Source organism: Promicromonospora sukumoe 327MFSha3.1, assembly GCF_000385135.1.
Taxonomy (GTDB): domain Bacteria; phylum Actinomycetota; class Actinomycetes; order Actinomycetales; family Cellulomonadaceae; genus Promicromonospora; species Promicromonospora sukumoe_B.
The window spans coordinates 1,709,025-1,725,128 of record NZ_ARQM01000010.1 but is presented as its reverse complement, the minus strand read 5'-3'; the positions used below and the strand labels follow the sequence as shown (position 1 = coordinate 1,725,128).

The following is a 16,104-nucleotide window of genomic DNA, read 5'->3' as shown; positions in this document are numbered from 1 at the left end:
GAGCCTGACGCCGTCCTTGAACCTGACCCCGCTCTTGAACCTGAACCTGTCCCCGAGCCCGAACCCGTGGCTGAGCCCGAACTCGCGCCTGAACCTGAACCTGAACCTGTGCCTGTGCCTGTGCCCATACCGGCGCCTGGGCTCGGGCTCGGGACCCGCCCCGGAGCCGCGTCCTTCCCCGCGCCCGTCTCGTCAGGTGTCCCGCTGCTCCTGGTCACGCCGTCACCCTTCCCGCGACGAGGTCGCGAACCAGTTGGGCCACCACCTGCGGCCGCTCTGCCGGCGCGAGGTGCGCCGCGCCGTCCAGCACCACGAGCCGGGCGCCGGGGACGGCGTCGGCGATCTCCTCGAGCTTGTCGGGCGGTGTCGCCGGGTCGTCGCTGCCCGCGATCGCCACGACCGGGGCGGCGACCGCGCCGAGCCGGCCACGCAGGTCGTGGTCCGACACCGCGCGGCAGACCGCCGCGTAGCCGAACCGGTCGGCGGTCTGGAGGCTGGCGAGCAGGCGGAGGCCCACCTGCGGCTCACGGTCGAGAAAGCCCGGCCCGAACCAGCGGCGCGCCGCCGCCTCGACCTGGGTCGGGGTGCCCGCGCGCCGCACCAGGTCGGCGCGCTCGTGCCAGCCCGCAGCCTCGCCGAACCAGGTCGCGGTGCAGATCAGTGCGGCGCCCGACACTCGGTCGGGGGCGTCGAGCAGCAGTCGCTGCCCCACCGCCCCGCCCACCGAGACGCCCGCGTACCAGAACGGCGCCCCGACGTCGCCGCGCCGTTCCTGCACGCGCTCCACGACGCCGAGGACGGCGTCGGCGAGGTCACCGACGGTCAGCCCCTCCAGCTCGTCCGCAGTGGGCGACGGCGAGGTCCCGTGCCCGGGCAGGTCCCAGCCGACCACGTCGACGTCGGCGGCGAAGCCTTCAGCCATGCCGCCTGCCCTGTCGACTGCCCGGCCGCCAGCCCTGTCGACTGCCCTGTCACCTGCCCTGTCACCTGCCCCGCCGCCGGCGATCAGCGGGACTGCGTCCTCCCACAGCGCGGACACCGAGGTGCCCAGCGACGGCCCCAGCACCAGCAACGGGCGCGAGGCATCGCGCAGTACGAACTCGACGGCACCCAGCCTGGGTCGTGCGGTCATCTGCCCTCCGAAGTCGTCCGGCTGATTCATCACGCTCTGTTCCACCCCGGCATGTGCCGGCCCAGTCTGTTCTGCCCGGTCCAGTTCTGCCCGGTCCCGTCCTGCCCGGTCCCGTTCTGCCCGGCCCACTCTGTTCTGCCCGGTCCAGTTCTGCCTGGTCCCGTTCTATCCGATCCTGTTTTGCTCGGCCCTGTTTCCGGACCGCCCTGTTCCACCCCGCCCTGTTCCGCAATCACACGCGACCGGCTGCGCAGCCGCCAGGGTTGTTCTCGTCCCGCGATCTTCCTCGTCCCGCGATCGTTTCCGTTCCGGAGTCGTCCTCGTCCCGCGGTCATTCGCGTCCCGCGGCAGGTCCGGTCTGGTCAGGTCCGGTCTGGACAGGTCCGGTCTGGACAGGTCCGGTCTGGGCAGCGAACTGGTCCAGCACCCGGTCGACGACGGCGGCGGCCGGCGCGACGTCGGGCGCCGGACCGACGTCCGGCAACCCGTCGCGGAGGTTGCGGGCGACGGCGTCGGCATCGACCTCGAGGCCGTCCAGCAGTTCGGTCGCCACGTGGGCCGACGCGACCGCGTGCCGCGCCAGCTGCTGCAGCGCGGGCCACTCGGCGTGCCAGGCGCCGTCGGACCGCTCGTCCACGGCAAGGCCCGCCGCTGCGAGCACCTGCGCCGCCAGGTGGGGCGCCGCGATCGCGGAGCACCGCACCAGCACGGACAGCACGGGGTTGCGCTTGTGCGCCATCGCCGACGACGTCCCGCGGCCCGGTCCGCTCGGCTCACGCAGCTCGCCCACACCGGGCCGAACCGCCTGCAGCACGTCGTTCGCGACCTTGCCCAGCGCGGCGCACGTCTCCGCCAGCGCCGACCCGAGGCGGACGACTGGGGTCCGCGTGGCATGCCACGGTCCGGGGCCGACCGGCAGACCGAGCTCCGCGCCCCACGCCTCGATCAGCGCGAGCTCCGGGCGCGAGGCCCCGGCACTGCCGACCACACGCTCGGTGCTGCCGACAACGACTGAGCCAGCCGCAGCGCCTCCGCTCGCCGAGCCCGAAGCGTCGCCTCCGACGGCCGGTCCCGCCGCACCCCCGACCGTCGGGCGCGCGGTCCCGCCGGCGGTCAACGGCACCGTCGAGGTCGAGCCGGCTCCACCCGCGAGCGCCGCCACGCCCGAGAGCTCGCCCGCCGCGCCGCCGTAGGCCAGGGGCAGCGCGTCGGCTGCGGAGGACAGGAAGCCCCGAGCGGCCAGGATGCCCTGGAGCCAGCCGGCGAAGCGTGCACCCAGGGTGGTCGGCACGGCGGCCTGCGCGAGGGTTCGGGCGAGCGCGGGCCGGTCGCGGTGCTCGGCGGCGAGGCGGGCCGCCGCGACGGCGGCCTGGTCGAGGTCCTCCACGACGGCGTGGGCGGCGTCGCGCAGCATGAGGACGAGGGCCGTGTCGAGCACGTCCTGCGACGTGAGCCCAGCGTGCACGACGGGTGCGATGCGCGGGCCCACCGCCGCGCGCAGCGCGCCGACCAGCGGGATCACGGGATTCCCGCCGGCTCCGCTCTCGCGGGCGAGTCGCGTCGCGAGGGCGAGCGCGTCGTCGTCGGCCCCGGCCAGGCGTTCGACGGCGGCGTCGACCACGGCGGCGATGTCGGCGGTGTCGTGGGCGTGCGGGTCGGGGATCTCGACGATGTCCTCTGGATAGGCCTCCGTGGGGTCGACGACGCCGGAGCCGTCGATCGCGTGACCCTCAGCCGTGGGGTGCGGTCTTGCGGGGCCAGAAACGGTAGGGCTAGAAGCACCAGGGCCAGAAACAGTCGGGCCCGCGGCCGCGGTGCCCCTGGCCGCGGAGTCCTCAGGCGCGGAGTCCTCAGCCGCGGAGTCCTCAGCCGCTGGGCCAGGTGGCGCTTGTCCGACGCGGGCTACGCCGATGCCCGACGCCGACCGTTGGATGCGCCCCGCCGCCCCGTGCCGGACGAGGACGTGCACCCACGCCGCCTCGACCCGGAGCATCGTGCGCAGCAGGGCGACGTCGTCGGTCACGGCGGCCGGGGACCCCGGCGCGAGGTCGGCGCCAGGCGTCAGGAGGCCGACGTCAGGCATCGATGCCGCCCTGAGACGGGACGAGCCCGATCGGGTACGACCCGCGCTCGTTCACCGTGGGCTGGTTCGAGGTCCCCCTGGTCCCGGCCACGCCGGACGTCATCGCACCGGACGCGTTCGCAGCTGTCGCACCGGCACCGGCGCCCGCACCAGCAGGGACAGCGCGGGGCGGGTCGTACGTGAGGAACACGGTCTCCTCCTCCCCCTGGGGTCCGCCTTGGAGGCGGATGTCGAACCGCAGCGAGCCGTCAGTTTCGCGCGATGTGACCAGAGTGGCGCGCCGTTCGGGTTCGAGCGAGGCGAGAAGCGGCTCGGTCTCCAGCAGTCCGGCGCGGGCGCTGTCACGGGCAGCAGCACCGGCACCGACACCGGCACCGGCACCGGCACCGGCACCGGCAGCTTCAGCACCAGCACCAGCACCAGCACCAGGCGCAGCAGCACCAGGCCCGCCGACACCAGGTGCGGCGTCGACACCGTGCCCGGCGCCGTCCGCCGCCGGGAGATAGGCGCGGGTGAACAGCCTGTCCTGGAGACCCCGGGCGAAGACCGTCACCGCAAAGAACGGCGGGCGGCCCGGCTCGGTCGCGCCCGGCTCCAGGGTGCGGAACCAGTAGCCGCCCTCACGGTCGGTCTCGGCCCGGCCCCAGCCGGTGAAGGTCCCGTCGCGCAGGAGGGAGCCGCTCCGGGCGACGACGGCGCCCGCCGGGTCCGCCTGCCAGATCTCGACGAGCGCGTCGGGGACGGGTACGCCCGCGCCGTCGTACACGGTGCCGTGCAGGCGGACGGCGCCCGGCGTGCCCGGTTCGACCAGCTCGTTGCCGCGCGTGTAGGGCAGCGCGTAGCCGAAGAACGGGCCGACGGTCTGGGCGGGGGTCGGCGGGATCGGCTCGCGGGTCGGGTCACTCATCGATTCCTCCGGGTCATCATTCGGCTGGGTCGTCATTCGGCTCGGTCCAGGTGCGGTGCGACCCCGACAGGACGATGTCCCACCGGTACCCCGTCGCCCACTCGTGCTGCGACACGTCGTGGTCGTAGGTCGCGACCAGCAGCTCGCGCGCCCGGGGGTCCTGGATGGACTGGTAGATCGGGTCGAGGGCGAACAGCGGGTCGCCCGGGAAGTACATCTGGGTGACGACGCGCTGGGTGAGCTCGGTCCCGAACAGCGAGAAGTGGATGTGCGCGGGGCGCCAGGCGTTGAAGTGGTTCTTCCACGGGTAGGGGCCGGGCTTGATGGTCTGGAACTGGTACCAGCCGTCGTCGTCGGTCAGCATGCGGCCGACGCCGGTGAAGTTCGGGTCGACCGGCGCCGGGTGCTGGTCGCGCTTGTGGACGTACCGGCCGGCGGCGTTGGCCTGCCAGACCTCGACGAGCTGACGGCGCACCGGCCGCCCCTCGCCGTCGACCACGCGGCCGCGGACGACGATGCGTTCGCCGATCGGCTCGCCGCCGTGCTGCACCGTGAGGTCGGACTCCAGGGCGCCGATGTCACGCTCGCCGAAGACCGGCGCGAACAGCTCGATCGTCTCGGGGTCGGCGTGGTGCAGGTCCTTGGTGGGGTGCCGCAGGATCGAGCTGCGGTACGGCGGCCAGTCGCGTCGCGGACCGTGCTCGCGGGGCGCACCCTGTGCGAGGCCCTCCGCGTAGGCGCGGTGCGCGGCCTCGATCTCGGCGCTGAGCTGCGCCTGGGTGTCGGCGGCCACGTCCGGCGCCGTGGTCCGAAGGACGGCAGCGCCCGCGGGCACGGCAGGTTCCGGCGGTCCGGCAGCGCTCGGCGGTTCGGCAGCGTGGGTCAATGTCGTCTCCCTGTCGAGGTCGTCGGGTACGTCGGCGTGCGGTGCACCATGTGCGGTGCGCCGTGTGCGGTGCCAGGGGGTTCGGCGCGCGGAGTCCCGGTCATGACGCCCCCTCCCCCAGAACCGGGCCCCAGCCGGTGTAGCCCTCCGCGAGGAATCTCCGTCCCGACTCCGAGGCGACGAGCATGCGGAGCTCGGCCAGGCGCCGTCGGGCCGCGAAGTCGGTCTCGCCGGGGTGGGAGTGCAGCATGCCGCTCATCCACGCGGAGAAGTGCTGGGCCCGCCAGACGCGCTCGGCGACGCGGCGGCCGTACTCGTCGAGCACGGTGTCGTCGCGGCGTCCCGTCCGGCGTCCGCTGGCGAGCCAGGTCTGCAGCACGTCGTGCAGCACGACGACGTCCGCGAGCGCCAGGTTGAGCCCCTTGGCCCCCGTGGGCGGGACGGTGTGGGCGGCGTCGCCGGCGAGCAGCATGCGGCCGTGCCGCACAGGCTCGACGACGGACGAGCGGAAGCGCAGCACGGACCGTTCCTCGACGGCGCCCTCGACGAGCCGGAAGCCGTCGGGCCCGGCGACGCGGCGTTGCAGCTCGGCCCAGATCTGGTCGTCGGTCCAGCGGGCCGGGTCCTCGTCGGGGTCGCACTGGAAGTAGAGGCGCTGGTGGGTCTCGGTGCGCTGGCTGATCAGCGCGAACCCGTGCTCGGACGCCGTGTACACGAGCTCCGGGGCGCTGCGCGGCGTCTCGACGATCACGCCGAACCACGCGTACGGGTACTCGTGGACGAACGTGCGCCGCTGGGACTCGGGCAGAGTGTGCCGCAGGGTCGAGTGAGAGCCGTCCGCCCCGACCAGGACGTCGCAGCGCAGCTCGTGGGTGTCGCCCTGCCGGTCGGTCCAGAGCACGCCGGGGCGGTCGCCGCCACTGTCACTGCCGACGGCGCCGCCGCTGCCGCCGTCGACGTTGCCGCCGTCGAGCACGTGGGTGACCGTGGCGCCCCAGCGGACCTGGTCGCCGACGTCACCGACGCCGCCCACGCCGCCCGACCCGTCGGCCCCGTCAGCACCCCCGCTGCTGTAGGCGCCGTCGGCCGCGCGCTGGTTGGCGAGGTCGATGAAGACGTCGGTCTGCGGGTAGAGCCACACGCTGCGGCCGGTGAGGCCGGTCAGGTCGATGCGGTGGTCGGCGCCGTCGAAGCGCAGCACGATGCCGTCGTGCCGGGAGCCGTCGCGCAGCACGCGGTCCAGGCCGGCGTCGACCAGGACCTGCACGGCGCCGGCCTCGAGGATTCCGGCGCGGTGCGTGTGCTCGATCTCCTCGCGTGAGCGTGCCTCCAGCACCACGTGGTCGACGCCGGACCGGTGCAGCAGGTGCGAGAGCAGCAGTCCGGCCGGGCCGCCGCCGACGATCCCGACCAGGGTCCGCTCGGGCGCGTGCCGACGGCGCGAGGCCGGGGAGCCCGACGTCGACAGGTCCGGCGTCGGATCAGCCGCTGGTGCTACCGGCAACAGTTCCTCCCTGAGTGCAGTCGGTCAGCTCGTTCGGTCAGCTCGTTCGGTCGCCCGCCTCAGCGCATCCGCGCCAGGTCCGCCTCGATCGCCGCCGCCGCCTTGAGCAGCGGGGGCAGCAGGTGCCGCAGGATCTCCGGGATCTCGCCACGCCGCACGGGCGCCGAGACGTTGACCGCCGCGACGACTCGGCCGGTCCCGTCGCGCAGCGGCGCCGCGACGGAGCGCAGGCCGTCCTCCAGCTCCTGGTCGACCAGCGCCCAGCCCTGCTCGCGCACCCGGCCGAGGGCGTCCCGCAGCTCCCGGGGGTCGGTCACCGTGCGTGCGGTCAGCGGCGTCAGCCGGTCCGACGGCGCGGTCCGCGCCAGGTAGGCCTCCAGGTCGGCGGGCTCGGCGTAGGCGAGGATCGCCCGGCCCATCGACGTCGCGTACGCCGGGAACCGGGTGCCGACCCGGATCGTCGCGCTCATGATGCGGCGAGTCGCGACACGGGCGACGTAGACGATGTCCGCGCCGTCGAGCACCGCGACGGACGACGACTCGCTCACCTGTTCCGACAGCTTCTCGAGGTGCGGCGTCGCGAGGTCCGGCAGCGTCAGGCTCGACAGGTACGCGTACCCGAGCTCGAGCAGCGCCGGCCGCAGCGTGAACTCGCGGCCGTCGGTCGCGACGTACCCGAGCTCGACCAGGGTGTGCAGGAACCGCCGCGCCGACGCCCGGCTCAGCCCGGCCGCGCGGGCGACGTCGCTGAGCGTGAGGGACCGCCGGTCGCCGTCGAACGCCCGGATCACCGCGAGGCCCCGTTCGAGCGACTGCACGAACTCGGACGAGCGGGCCGGGCCGACGTCGGCCGAACCGCTCCCGCCGTCAGGCTCCCGCCCGTCAGACGCAGCCCCGCCAGACGCCGCCCCGCCCGACGCCGCGCTACCGGACGCCGCTCGGTCAGACGCCCTTCCGTCAGGCATCGGACCCACCCACCGCATGCGTGAGCCGCGCCTCCGCGAGGCTGCGGACCCCCTGCTTCGCCTGCTGCACCAGCTCGTACACGTGCGTGCGCAGGCGGGCGAACTCGGCGGTGCCGCGCGTCCCGAGCTGGTCGCGGTCCGGGCCGAGGCCGACCTCGACGTCCTCCAGCACGACCGTCGGCCGCGCCGACAGGACGAGGACGCGTTCGCCCAGGTAGATCGCCTCGTCGATGTCGTGGGTCACGAAGACGACGGTGATGCCGAGCCGCTTCCACAGCGCGCGGACCAGGTCCTCCAGGTCGAACCGGGTCTGCGCGTCGACGGCGGCGAACGGCTCGTCCATGAGCAGCACCCGCGGCTCGTAGGCGGCGGCCCGCGCGATCGCGACGCGCTGCTGCATCCCGCCGGACAGCTGCCACGGGTACGCGCCCGCGACGTCGCCCAGGCCGACCGCCGCCAGGGTGTCCCGCACCAGCTCGGCCCGACGCCGCTTCGGGACGCCCTTCTCCTTCAGCGGCAGCTCGACGTTCTGGGCGACCGTCATCCAGGGGAAGAGCGACCGTCCGTACTCCTGCAGCACGACCGCCATCCCCTCGGGCGGCCCGGTGATCGCGGACTCCCCCAGCACCACCTCGCCCGACGTCGCGGGCAGGAGGCCCGCCATGCAGCGCAGCAGCGTGGTCTTGCCGGCACCCGAGGGTCCGACGACGCAGACCAGCTCGCCCGGGCGCACCTCGAAGGTGAGGTCGGCGATCGCCTCGACGGGGGCGCCGGACCCGCCGCCCGACTTGCCGCTGCCCGGATAGACCTTGCGCAGGCCGCGGACGTCGAGGCGCGCCCCACCCGGGCGGTCCGCCGCGGGGGCTGGAGCAGAACCCTCCGAGGCAGCACTGTCCGGGGCAGAACCCCACGGCGCCGAACTGGCTGGACTGGTCATCTCAGGCACCTCCGTGCTGGGACTGCCGGTACCCGAGGTACCAGCTCAGGACCGCGTTCGTCACGGCCCGGAAGACGAGGGACAGCAGCACGCCGACGACGCCGAGCAGGATGACCCCGCTCCACATCTCCGGGATGGCGAAGCTGCGCTGGAACTGCACGATCGAGAAGCCCAGGCCGTCCTTGGCCGCGAACATCTCGCTGATCACCATCAGGATGATCCCGATCGACAGCGCCTGCCGGGCGCCGGTCACGATCTGCGGGCTCGCGCCGCGCAGCACGAGGTGCCGCACCGTCGCGACGCGGCCCAGCCGGTAGGCCCGCGCGGTGTCGCGCAGCACGGGGTCTAGGCCCCGCACTCCCTCGACGGTGTTCAGCAGGATCGGCCAGAGGCAACCGGTCGCGATCACCACGATCTTCATCGACGTACCGATTCCGAGGAACAGCATCAGGATCGGCACCATGACGGGCGGCGGGATGGCCCGGAAGAACTCCAGCACTGGTTCGGCGTACGCGCGCAGGGCGCGCGAGGACCCGATCGCCACACCGAGGACGATGCCGGCCACCAGCGCGATGCCGTACCCCGCGAGCAGCCGCAGGACGGAGGGGATCACGTCCTGCACGAACCGGCTCTCCGCGAACGGCGACCCGAACCAGGTCTCGCCGAACGTGCCGACGATCGTGCGCAGGGGCGGGTTGAAGTACGACGTGCTGCCGTCGGTCAGCACCCACCAGGCCGTGAGCAGGACGGCGGGCAGGCCGAGGACGAGCAGGCCGGACCGCAGCACCCGGCCGACGCCGGCCCCGGCCCGAACCGCGGGCGCCGGGCCGCTCATGCCGCCGCCTCCCCGCGGACCGACGGGTGCCAGAACAGCGTCCGGCGCTCCAGCGCGCGGGCCACGAGGTTGACCGCCACGCCCAGCAGGCCCGCGACGACCACGTACGCGTACATCGACGCGACCGCACCGGAGGACTGCGCCACCCCGAGCAGCCGCCCGATCCCGGGGGTGCCGATCAGCAGCTCGCCGGTCACGGTCAGGATCAGCGCGACGCTCGCGGCGAGCCGCAGGCCCGTCATCGCGTACGGGAGCGTCGTCGGCCACACGAGCGTGCGGATGCGGGTCAGCGGAGAGAACCGGTAGGAGCGCGCCGTGTCGGAGGCGACCGGGTCGACGTCCTGCACGCCGGACAGCACCTGCACCAGCACCTGCCAGAAGCTCGCGTAGACCACCAGCAGCAGCGTCGAGGCCATGCCGGTCCCGTACAGCAGGATCGCGACGGGGATGAGCGCGACCGACGGCACCGGCCGCAGGAACTCGATGGTCGACGCCGTCACGGCACGGAGCCACGGCACCGACCCGATGACGACGCCGAGCACCACCCCGGCCACGAGCGCGATCGCCAGCCCCGTGAACCACGTGGTCAGCGTCTGGCCCAGCGCGGTCCAGAGCTCGGCCCGGCCGAGGCGTTCGGCGAGGGCGCCCAGGATCTGCGACGTCGGCGGCAGGTACCGCGCGTCGACGATCCCGAGCCGGGGCACCAGTTCGACGACGACCAGCAGCGTCGCGACCCCCGCGCCGCCGAGCGCCCAGGCAGGCACGACGCCGGAACCGCGCGCGCCGGCGCCACCACGAGCACCCCCGACGGCGCGGCTCACGCCAGCACGGCCCACAGCGGCACGGCTCACAGCAGCACGGCTCACGCCAGCACGGCTCACGGCAGGAGCGCGCTCGTGTCGACGGCCTCGTCGAACATGCCCTGTTCCAGGCCGAGGTCGGCGAGCACCTGGAACGACGCCGCGTCCAGTCCGGGCGCGAACCGGGGCATCACCATGGCCTCCTTCACCGCGGGGTCGATCTCGGTGTAGGTGTCCAGGACGGCGCGGGTCTCGTCGGGGTGCTCCTCGGCGTAGGTCAGCGACTTCTCCATCGCGGCGGTGAACCCCTCGACCGCGTCCGGGTCGGCGGCGATCTGCTGTTCCGAGGTGAAGTAGGCGGCGATCAGCAGGTCGGGGTCGGTCTCGGCGAAGTTGGAGGCGACCACGCGGGCGCCGTCCTGCAGGGCCCTGGTCAGGTGCGGCTCGACGATCCAGGCGGCGTCGACCTGGCCCCCGGCGACGGCGGCGGGCATGTCGGGGAAGCCCATCTCTACGAACTCGACGGCGTCCGCGTCGCCGCCGGCGTCGGCCACGACCTTGCGGATCGTGGTGTCGCCGATGTTGTTCAGGGTGTTGACGGCGACGGTCCGGCCGGCCAGGTCGGCGGCGTCCTCGACGTCGGAGTCCTCCGGGACGACGACGGCGCTGAAGTCCTCGCCGGCCACGCCCGTCGTGGAGTTGCCGGGCGCGACCGCCTTGAGCGGCAGCCCCTGCGACGACGCGACCAGCAGCGACGTGACGTTGCTGAACCCGAACTGGTACTCGCCGGCCACCACGGCGGGCACGACGGCGGCCCCGCCCTGGGCGAGCTCCAGCGTGACGTCGAGGCCCTCCTCCTCGAAGAAGCCCTCCTGGACGCCGAGGTAGATCGGTGCGACGTCAACGATCGGGATGACGCCGACCTTCACGGGCGTCAGCCCGCCGTCGGCCCCGCCGTCCGCTGATCCGGTGCCTGCCTCGGACGGGCCGCCGCACGCGGCCAGGAGCAGGGCCGCGGCCGCCGCCACGGCGGCTGCGGGTACGGCGCGAGCGGCACGTGCGGCCGGAGAGGCAGGAAAGGTACGTCGCACTGGAGTTCTCCTTTGAACAGGGTGCTCGTCTGAACGTTGCGCTCGGTGGAACAGGGTGCTCGGTGCAACAGGGTGCTCGGTGGAACAGGGTCCTCAGGTGTGGTGCTCGCTTGCGGTGCCTGCGTGACGTGCTCGGTCTCGCTGGTCTCAGTTCTCGTCGTCGAGAGTGTTCGCGATACGAACGATTGTGCCCACAAAGAACATAGCGACCCCGGCGGTGCGCGGTCAACGGGGTAAGCAATCACCCTCATTGCCCGGCCCACCCTGCGGCAATACCATCCGTCTGCCCGGCTTTTCACCCGCTCCGCACGGACTCACGAGAGGCCCGCCATGGAACGCACGGACCGCCCGAACTTCCCTTCCCCTGGCCTGGAAGCGGCCCCGAGAACTACCCCGGCCGCCCCAAGAACATCCTCAAGAACAGCCCCAAGAGTCGCCCCGAGAGCCCTCCCGCGTGTCGCGGCCGCCGTCGTCGGCGTCCTCGCCACGCTGTTCGCGTTCGCCGCCCCGGCGGTGGTCGCGCAGGCCGACCCGCCGCCCAACCTCCCGCAGAACGCCAGCGGGACCGAGCAGTCCTTCTCCCCTGCCTACGACTACGACGGCGACGGCTGCTACGCGACGTCGGCGATCGGGCCCGACGGGACGCTGGCGACGGGGCTCGCCATCGGCGGCGCAGTCAACGGGAACTGCCGCGACCAGTGGGACCTGGACGCCTCGCAGACCTACTCCCGCGAGAAGTGCAACAACGGCTGGTGCGCCGTGATGTACGCGAGCTACTTCGAGAAGGACCAGACCATGGACGGCCCGGTCGCGGTGGGCAGCCACCGGCACGACTGGGAGCACGTCGTGGTGTGGGTCGACCAGTCGGCCAACCAGGTGGAGCACGTGTCGATCACCGAGCACAGCGGCTCGGCGACCTACCCCCGCTCACAGGTGCGGTTCGAGGGCTCGCACCCGAAGATCGTCTACCACAAGGACGGGCCGAGCACGCACCTGTTCCGGCTCGCCAACGGCAACGACGACCCGCCGGAGAACCACTACGGCACCTGGCGCTACCCGCCGGTCGTCGGCTGGGACGGCTGGCCCAGCACGTCGCTGCGCGACCGCCTGATGACCGCCGACTTCGGCGGGGCCAGCATCAAGATCGACGACGGCGACTTCACCTACTGGCTGGACCGGATGAAGCCGGCCGGCATCCCGTTCGACCCGGCGGCCTAGTGTTCTGTCGCAGCTAGATCTCCGGTACCTGGCGCATCGTCGGTGACATTGCCGTTACGCCGACCGACGCCCGAGGCTCTGTTCAGGCCACGATGATGCAACGTTTCAAGCTCGCTCCTGCGGGCAGAAGTTCGTGCTCTGAACAGAACCTCAGGAGCGAACGATCGCGTGTGCCGGCGGGACCAAGGGCCGCCGGCACACGCGTCACCCCAGCGCCCCCACGGCGACGTCGGCCCAGAACGGCAGGGCGAAGACCTGCGCGAGCCGCGCGACCCTCCACCGCCCGACGACGGGGGCCGGCTCAGCCGGGGCACGCGGCACTGGCGGAGGCACCGCTGGAGGGCGCACGTCCGGAGTGCGCACGGTCGGCGAGCTCACGGCCGGGGTACGCACGGTCACCGTGCCCACGTCCGGCGCACTCACGGTTGCCCCACTCGCGGCTGGTGTACTCGCAGCCGGTGCACTCGCAGCGGGGATACGCACAGCGGGAGTTTGCGCAGCGGGAGTTTGCACAGCGGGAGTTTGCACGGCAGGAGTTCGCGCAGCAGGAGTTCGCACCGCCGGGGTCCGCTCGGCCGCGATACGTACAGCAGGGGTCCGTACAGCAGGGGTCCGTACAGCAGGGGTCCGTACAGCAGGGATACGCACAGCCGGGATACGCACAGCCGGGACGCGGACAGCCGGAACACGCACAGCCGGCCGTTCGACGTCGGCGTCGGCCCGTCCGGCGCCGTCTGCCCGCTCGACGACGTCCTGGGCGAACAGCCGCTCCAGGCGCGCGAGCTCGCCGGACCGGGCCGCCGCGACGAACGCCTCGTGGAGCGCCCGCCGCTTGCTGGCGAGCACCGCGCTGCGCCGCCCGGACGCGAGGTGCTTGCGCGCGCGGCTGACGAGCTGCCGCGCGGCGGCCTGCGAGAGCTGGACGATCTCCGCGATGTCGGCGTACGCGTACTCGAACGCCTCGCGCAGCACGTAGGCGGCGCGCTCGGTCGGCGTGAGCCGTTCGAGCAGCACCAGCACCGCGACGTCGAGGGCCTCGGAGTGCTCCGCGCCGAGCGCCGGGTCGTGGCCCGTGTCCACCGGCTCGGGGAGCGCGGGGCCCGCGCAGGTCTCGCGCCGGGTGTGGGCGCTGCGCAGGACGTTGATGGCCAGGCGGGTCGTCGTCGTGGTCAGGAACGCGTGCGGGTTGCGGACGACGGACCGGTCCGTGGTGTGCCAGCGGATCCAGGCGTCCTGCAGCACGTCCTCGGCCTCGGCCGTCGAGCCGAGCATGCGGTACACGATCCCGAACAGCTGCGGTCGGACCTCCGTGAACACGGCCACCGCCGCGTCGAGCCCCGGACCGCCTGGGTCTGACCGGTCTGGGCCTGCCTCTCCCGGCTCAGAACGACTCTGCTCAGAACGACTCTGCTCGGAACTACCCGGATCTGGGGCACCTGAAGCGGTCATGCCATCACCTCGGGGACGAACGGCTGTCACAGCCGGCGCCCCCGACCGGTCGTACGTGTGAGGCCGATAAAAACACGGCCCGGTCCCCCTGTCCTGCGATGGCCGAGCCGCGATCCGGCATGCGACACCCATCGAGATGCATCGACACCATCGAGCAGCGGGCGCGGGTAAATCCACGCGCGGGCCAACACATGCGCAGTCGACCTCACGAACGACCGAACCCACGAACGACCGAACCCACGAACCACCGATCTCACGAACGACAGAACTCACGCGCAACCAACGCAAGGAGACACACATGAGCGAGCACGTGCTCGAGCCGGCGGCCCAGGCGTTCGCCGACGCGACCGCCAAGCCCCCGCTGCTCTACGAGCTGGGTGTCGACGGAGCCCGCAAGCTCCTCGACGACGTCCAGGCGGCACCGGTCGACAAGCCCGACGTCGACGAGAAGTGGATCACCGTCCCGGCCGACGTCGGCGACGTGCGGGTGCGCATCGTCAAGCCCCTCGGCGCGAACGGCCAGAACAGCGGGAGCAACCGGCGCAGCCAGCCCGGCAGGCACAGCGCGACCGGCCGGCCCGACCTCCTGCCGGACCTGCTACCGACCGGATCCACGTCCGGGTCGCCGGACGGTTCGCAGCCCCTGCTGCCGACCATCCTCTACGTGCACGGCGGCGGCTGGATCCTCGGCAACGCGGGCACGCACGACCGCCTCGTGCGGGAGCTGGCCGTGGGCGTCGGCGCGGCCGTGGTGTTCGTGGAGTACACCCGGTCGCCGGAGGCGCAGTACCCCGTGGCGATCGAGCAGGCGTACGCGGCCGCGCGGTGGATCACCCGGGAGGGCGCGGCGGAGGGCCTCGACGCCGCGCGGCTCGCCGTCGTCGGCGACTCGGTGGGCGGGAACATGACCGCCGCCCTGGCGATCCTGGCCAAGCAGCGCGGGGACGTGCGGTTCGTGCACCAGTCGCTGTACTACCCGGTGACGGACGCCGGGCAGGACACGGGGAGCTACCGCGAGTTCGCCGACGGCCCGCACCTGACGGCCAAGGCCATGGCGTGGTTCTGGGACGCCTACCTGCCGGACCTGGAGCGCCGCGGCGAGATCACCGCGTCCCCGCTGCGGGCCACCGCCGAGGACCTCGCGGGCCTGCCCGAGGCGTTCCTGGTGGTCGACGAGAACGACGTGCTGCGGGACGAGGGCGAGGCGTACGCCCGGCACCTGATCGCCGCCGGCGTCCCGACCACGACGGTCCGCTACAACGGCACGATCCACGACTTCCTGATGCTGAACCCCCTGCGCGGCACCGCGGCCACCACCGCGGCGCTGGAGCAGGCCGTCCACGTGCTGCGCAAGGCCCTGAGCAGCGGCACCAGCAAGACCAGCAACACCGCAGTACCGAACAAGGCAGTACCGAACTCAGCAGTACCGAACAAGGGAGAGCAGTCATGACCACACCCACCGTCGTCCTGGTCCACGGGGCGTTCGCCGAGTCCTCGAGCTGGAACGCCGTCGTCGGGCACCTGCAGCAGCAGATGATCCCGGTGGTCGCCGCCGGCAACCCGCTGCGTTCCGTCGCGGGCGACGCCCAGTACGTGCGCGACGTCGTCGCGTCCATCGACGGACCGGTCGTCCTGGCCGGCCACTCCTACGGCGGCATGGTCATCACCGAGGCCGCCGCCGCGAACCCGAAGGTCGTGGGCCTCGTCTACGTCGCGGCATTCACGCCCGACACCGGCGAGAACGCGTTCGACCTGTCCGGCAAGTTCCCGGGCAGCACCCTGGGCGGCGCGCTCAAGGCCTACCCGGTCTCCACCGGCGGCAACGAGCTCGCGATCCGCCCGGAGGTGTTCGCCGAGCAGTTCTGCGCCGACGTCGACGCCGACCTCGCCGACCTGATGGCCGTGACCCAGCGGCCGGTGACCGAGGCGGCCCTGACCGACGGTCTGCCGGCGGCCGTGCCGGCGTGGCGCACGCTGCCGTCGTGGGTCGTGTACGGCGAGGCCGACCGCAACATCCCGGCGGAGCTGATCCGGTTCATGGCCGAGCGGGCCGGCGCCCGCACGGTGACCGAGGTGCCGGGGGCGTCGCACGCGCTCGCCGTCTCGCACCCGGTCACGGTGGCCGAGACCATCATCGCGGCGGTGCGGGCGACCTCGGACTGACCTCCGCGACAACACACCCGCAGGACTACGCAGGACGATGCCGGACGACGCCGGCCGGGAGCCCTCCAGCATCCCGGCCGGCGTCGGCCGTGTTGTCTCCGACGCCGCGTTGCTTCCGACGCCGCGTTGCTTCC

Annotated in this window: 14 protein-coding genes; 3 read left to right on the top strand and 11 right to left on the bottom strand. The window is 73.0% G+C overall.

The genetic code is table 11. From position 1 onward, the window contains the following. Positions 1 to 214: 214 nt before the first annotated feature. The 10 genes from H291_RS29625 to H291_RS0111405 form a co-directional block, all read right to left on the bottom strand. Positions 215 to 922 carry an alpha/beta fold hydrolase gene (locus H291_RS29625; RefSeq protein ID WP_020015136.1) on the bottom strand — a complete coding sequence of 236 codons (708 nt, stop codon included), beginning with the start codon at positions 920 to 922 and terminating at the stop codon, positions 215 to 217. A 541-nt stretch (positions 923 to 1,463) separates the two neighbouring features. Then, positions 1,464 to 3,215 (bottom strand): lyase family protein, encoded by a 1,752-nt coding sequence (locus H291_RS29620; RefSeq protein WP_084467945.1) that lies wholly within the window; start codon positions 3,213 to 3,215, stop codon positions 1,464 to 1,466. After that, a complete protein-coding gene (locus tag H291_RS34855; protein ID WP_020015134.1) occupies positions 3,208 to 4,122 on the bottom strand; it encodes a dioxygenase family protein in 915 nt (304 codons plus the stop codon). Before H291_RS34855 ends, H291_RS29620 begins: the two co-directional genes overlap by 8 nt. Before the next feature lie 16 nt (positions 4,123 to 4,138). Next, positions 4,139 to 4,957: a protocatechuate 3,4-dioxygenase subunit beta gene (gene pcaH, locus H291_RS0111435; RefSeq protein WP_020015133.1), complete on the bottom strand. Its 819-nt coding sequence runs from the start codon at positions 4,955 to 4,957 to the stop codon at positions 4,139 to 4,141. Positions 4,958 to 5,108: 151 nt separating this feature from the next. Beyond that, entirely contained in the window at positions 5,109 to 6,512 is a 1,404-nt protein-coding gene (locus tag H291_RS0111430) for an FAD-dependent monooxygenase (RefSeq protein ID WP_020015132.1), read from the bottom strand. Positions 6,513 to 6,571: 59 nt separating this feature from the next. Next, positions 6,572 to 7,330 carry an IclR family transcriptional regulator domain-containing protein gene (locus tag H291_RS0111425; protein ID WP_020015131.1) on the bottom strand — a complete coding sequence of 253 codons (759 nt, stop codon included), beginning with the start codon at positions 7,328 to 7,330 and terminating at the stop codon, positions 6,572 to 6,574. A 139-nt stretch (positions 7,331 to 7,469) separates the two neighbouring features. Continuing rightward, positions 7,470 to 8,414 (bottom strand): ABC transporter ATP-binding protein, encoded by a 945-nt coding sequence (locus H291_RS0111420; protein ID WP_020015130.1) that lies wholly within the window; start codon positions 8,412 to 8,414, stop codon positions 7,470 to 7,472. A 1-nt stretch (position 8,415) separates the two neighbouring features. Next, positions 8,416 to 9,249: an ABC transporter permease gene (locus H291_RS0111415; protein ID WP_020015129.1), complete on the bottom strand. Its 834-nt coding sequence runs from the start codon at positions 9,247 to 9,249 to the stop codon at positions 8,416 to 8,418. Further along, on the bottom strand, positions 9,246 to 10,070 hold the full coding sequence (locus H291_RS0111410) for an ABC transporter permease (protein WP_232216026.1): 825 nt from the start codon (positions 10,068 to 10,070) through the stop codon (positions 9,246 to 9,248). Before H291_RS0111410 ends, H291_RS0111415 begins: the two co-directional genes overlap by 4 nt. A gap of 56 nt (positions 10,071 to 10,126) precedes the next feature. Continuing rightward, entirely contained in the window at positions 10,127 to 11,140 is a 1,014-nt protein-coding gene (locus tag H291_RS0111405; protein ID WP_198012452.1) for an ABC transporter substrate-binding protein, read from the bottom strand. A gap of 330 nt (positions 11,141 to 11,470) precedes the next feature. On the opposite strand from H291_RS0111405, the gene H291_RS0111400 reads away from it, so the two are divergent. Next, positions 11,471 to 12,358, top strand: a complete 888-nt coding sequence (locus H291_RS0111400; protein ID WP_084467940.1) for an NPP1 family protein — start codon at positions 11,471 to 11,473, stop codon at positions 12,356 to 12,358. A 204-nt stretch (positions 12,359 to 12,562) separates the two neighbouring features. On the opposite strand, the gene H291_RS34540 is transcribed toward H291_RS0111400, so the two are convergent. Then, the gene (locus H291_RS34540) at positions 12,563 to 13,675 is read right to left on the bottom strand and encodes a sigma-70 family RNA polymerase sigma factor (RefSeq protein ID WP_232216025.1); all 1,113 of its coding nucleotides are present in this window, start codon (positions 13,673 to 13,675) and stop codon (positions 12,563 to 12,565) included. 430 nt (positions 13,676 to 14,105) lie between these two features. Here H291_RS34540 and H291_RS29605 point away from each other — a divergent pair, with 430 nt between their 5' ends. Further along, a complete protein-coding gene (locus H291_RS29605) occupies positions 14,106 to 15,257 on the top strand; it encodes an alpha/beta hydrolase (RefSeq protein ID WP_020015124.1) in 1,152 nt (383 codons plus the stop codon). After that, positions 15,254 to 15,970: an alpha/beta fold hydrolase gene (locus H291_RS0111385; RefSeq protein WP_020015123.1), complete on the top strand. Its 717-nt coding sequence runs from the start codon at positions 15,254 to 15,256 to the stop codon at positions 15,968 to 15,970. Before H291_RS29605 ends, H291_RS0111385 begins: the two co-directional genes overlap by 4 nt. Positions 15,971 to 16,104 lie beyond the last annotated feature (134 nt).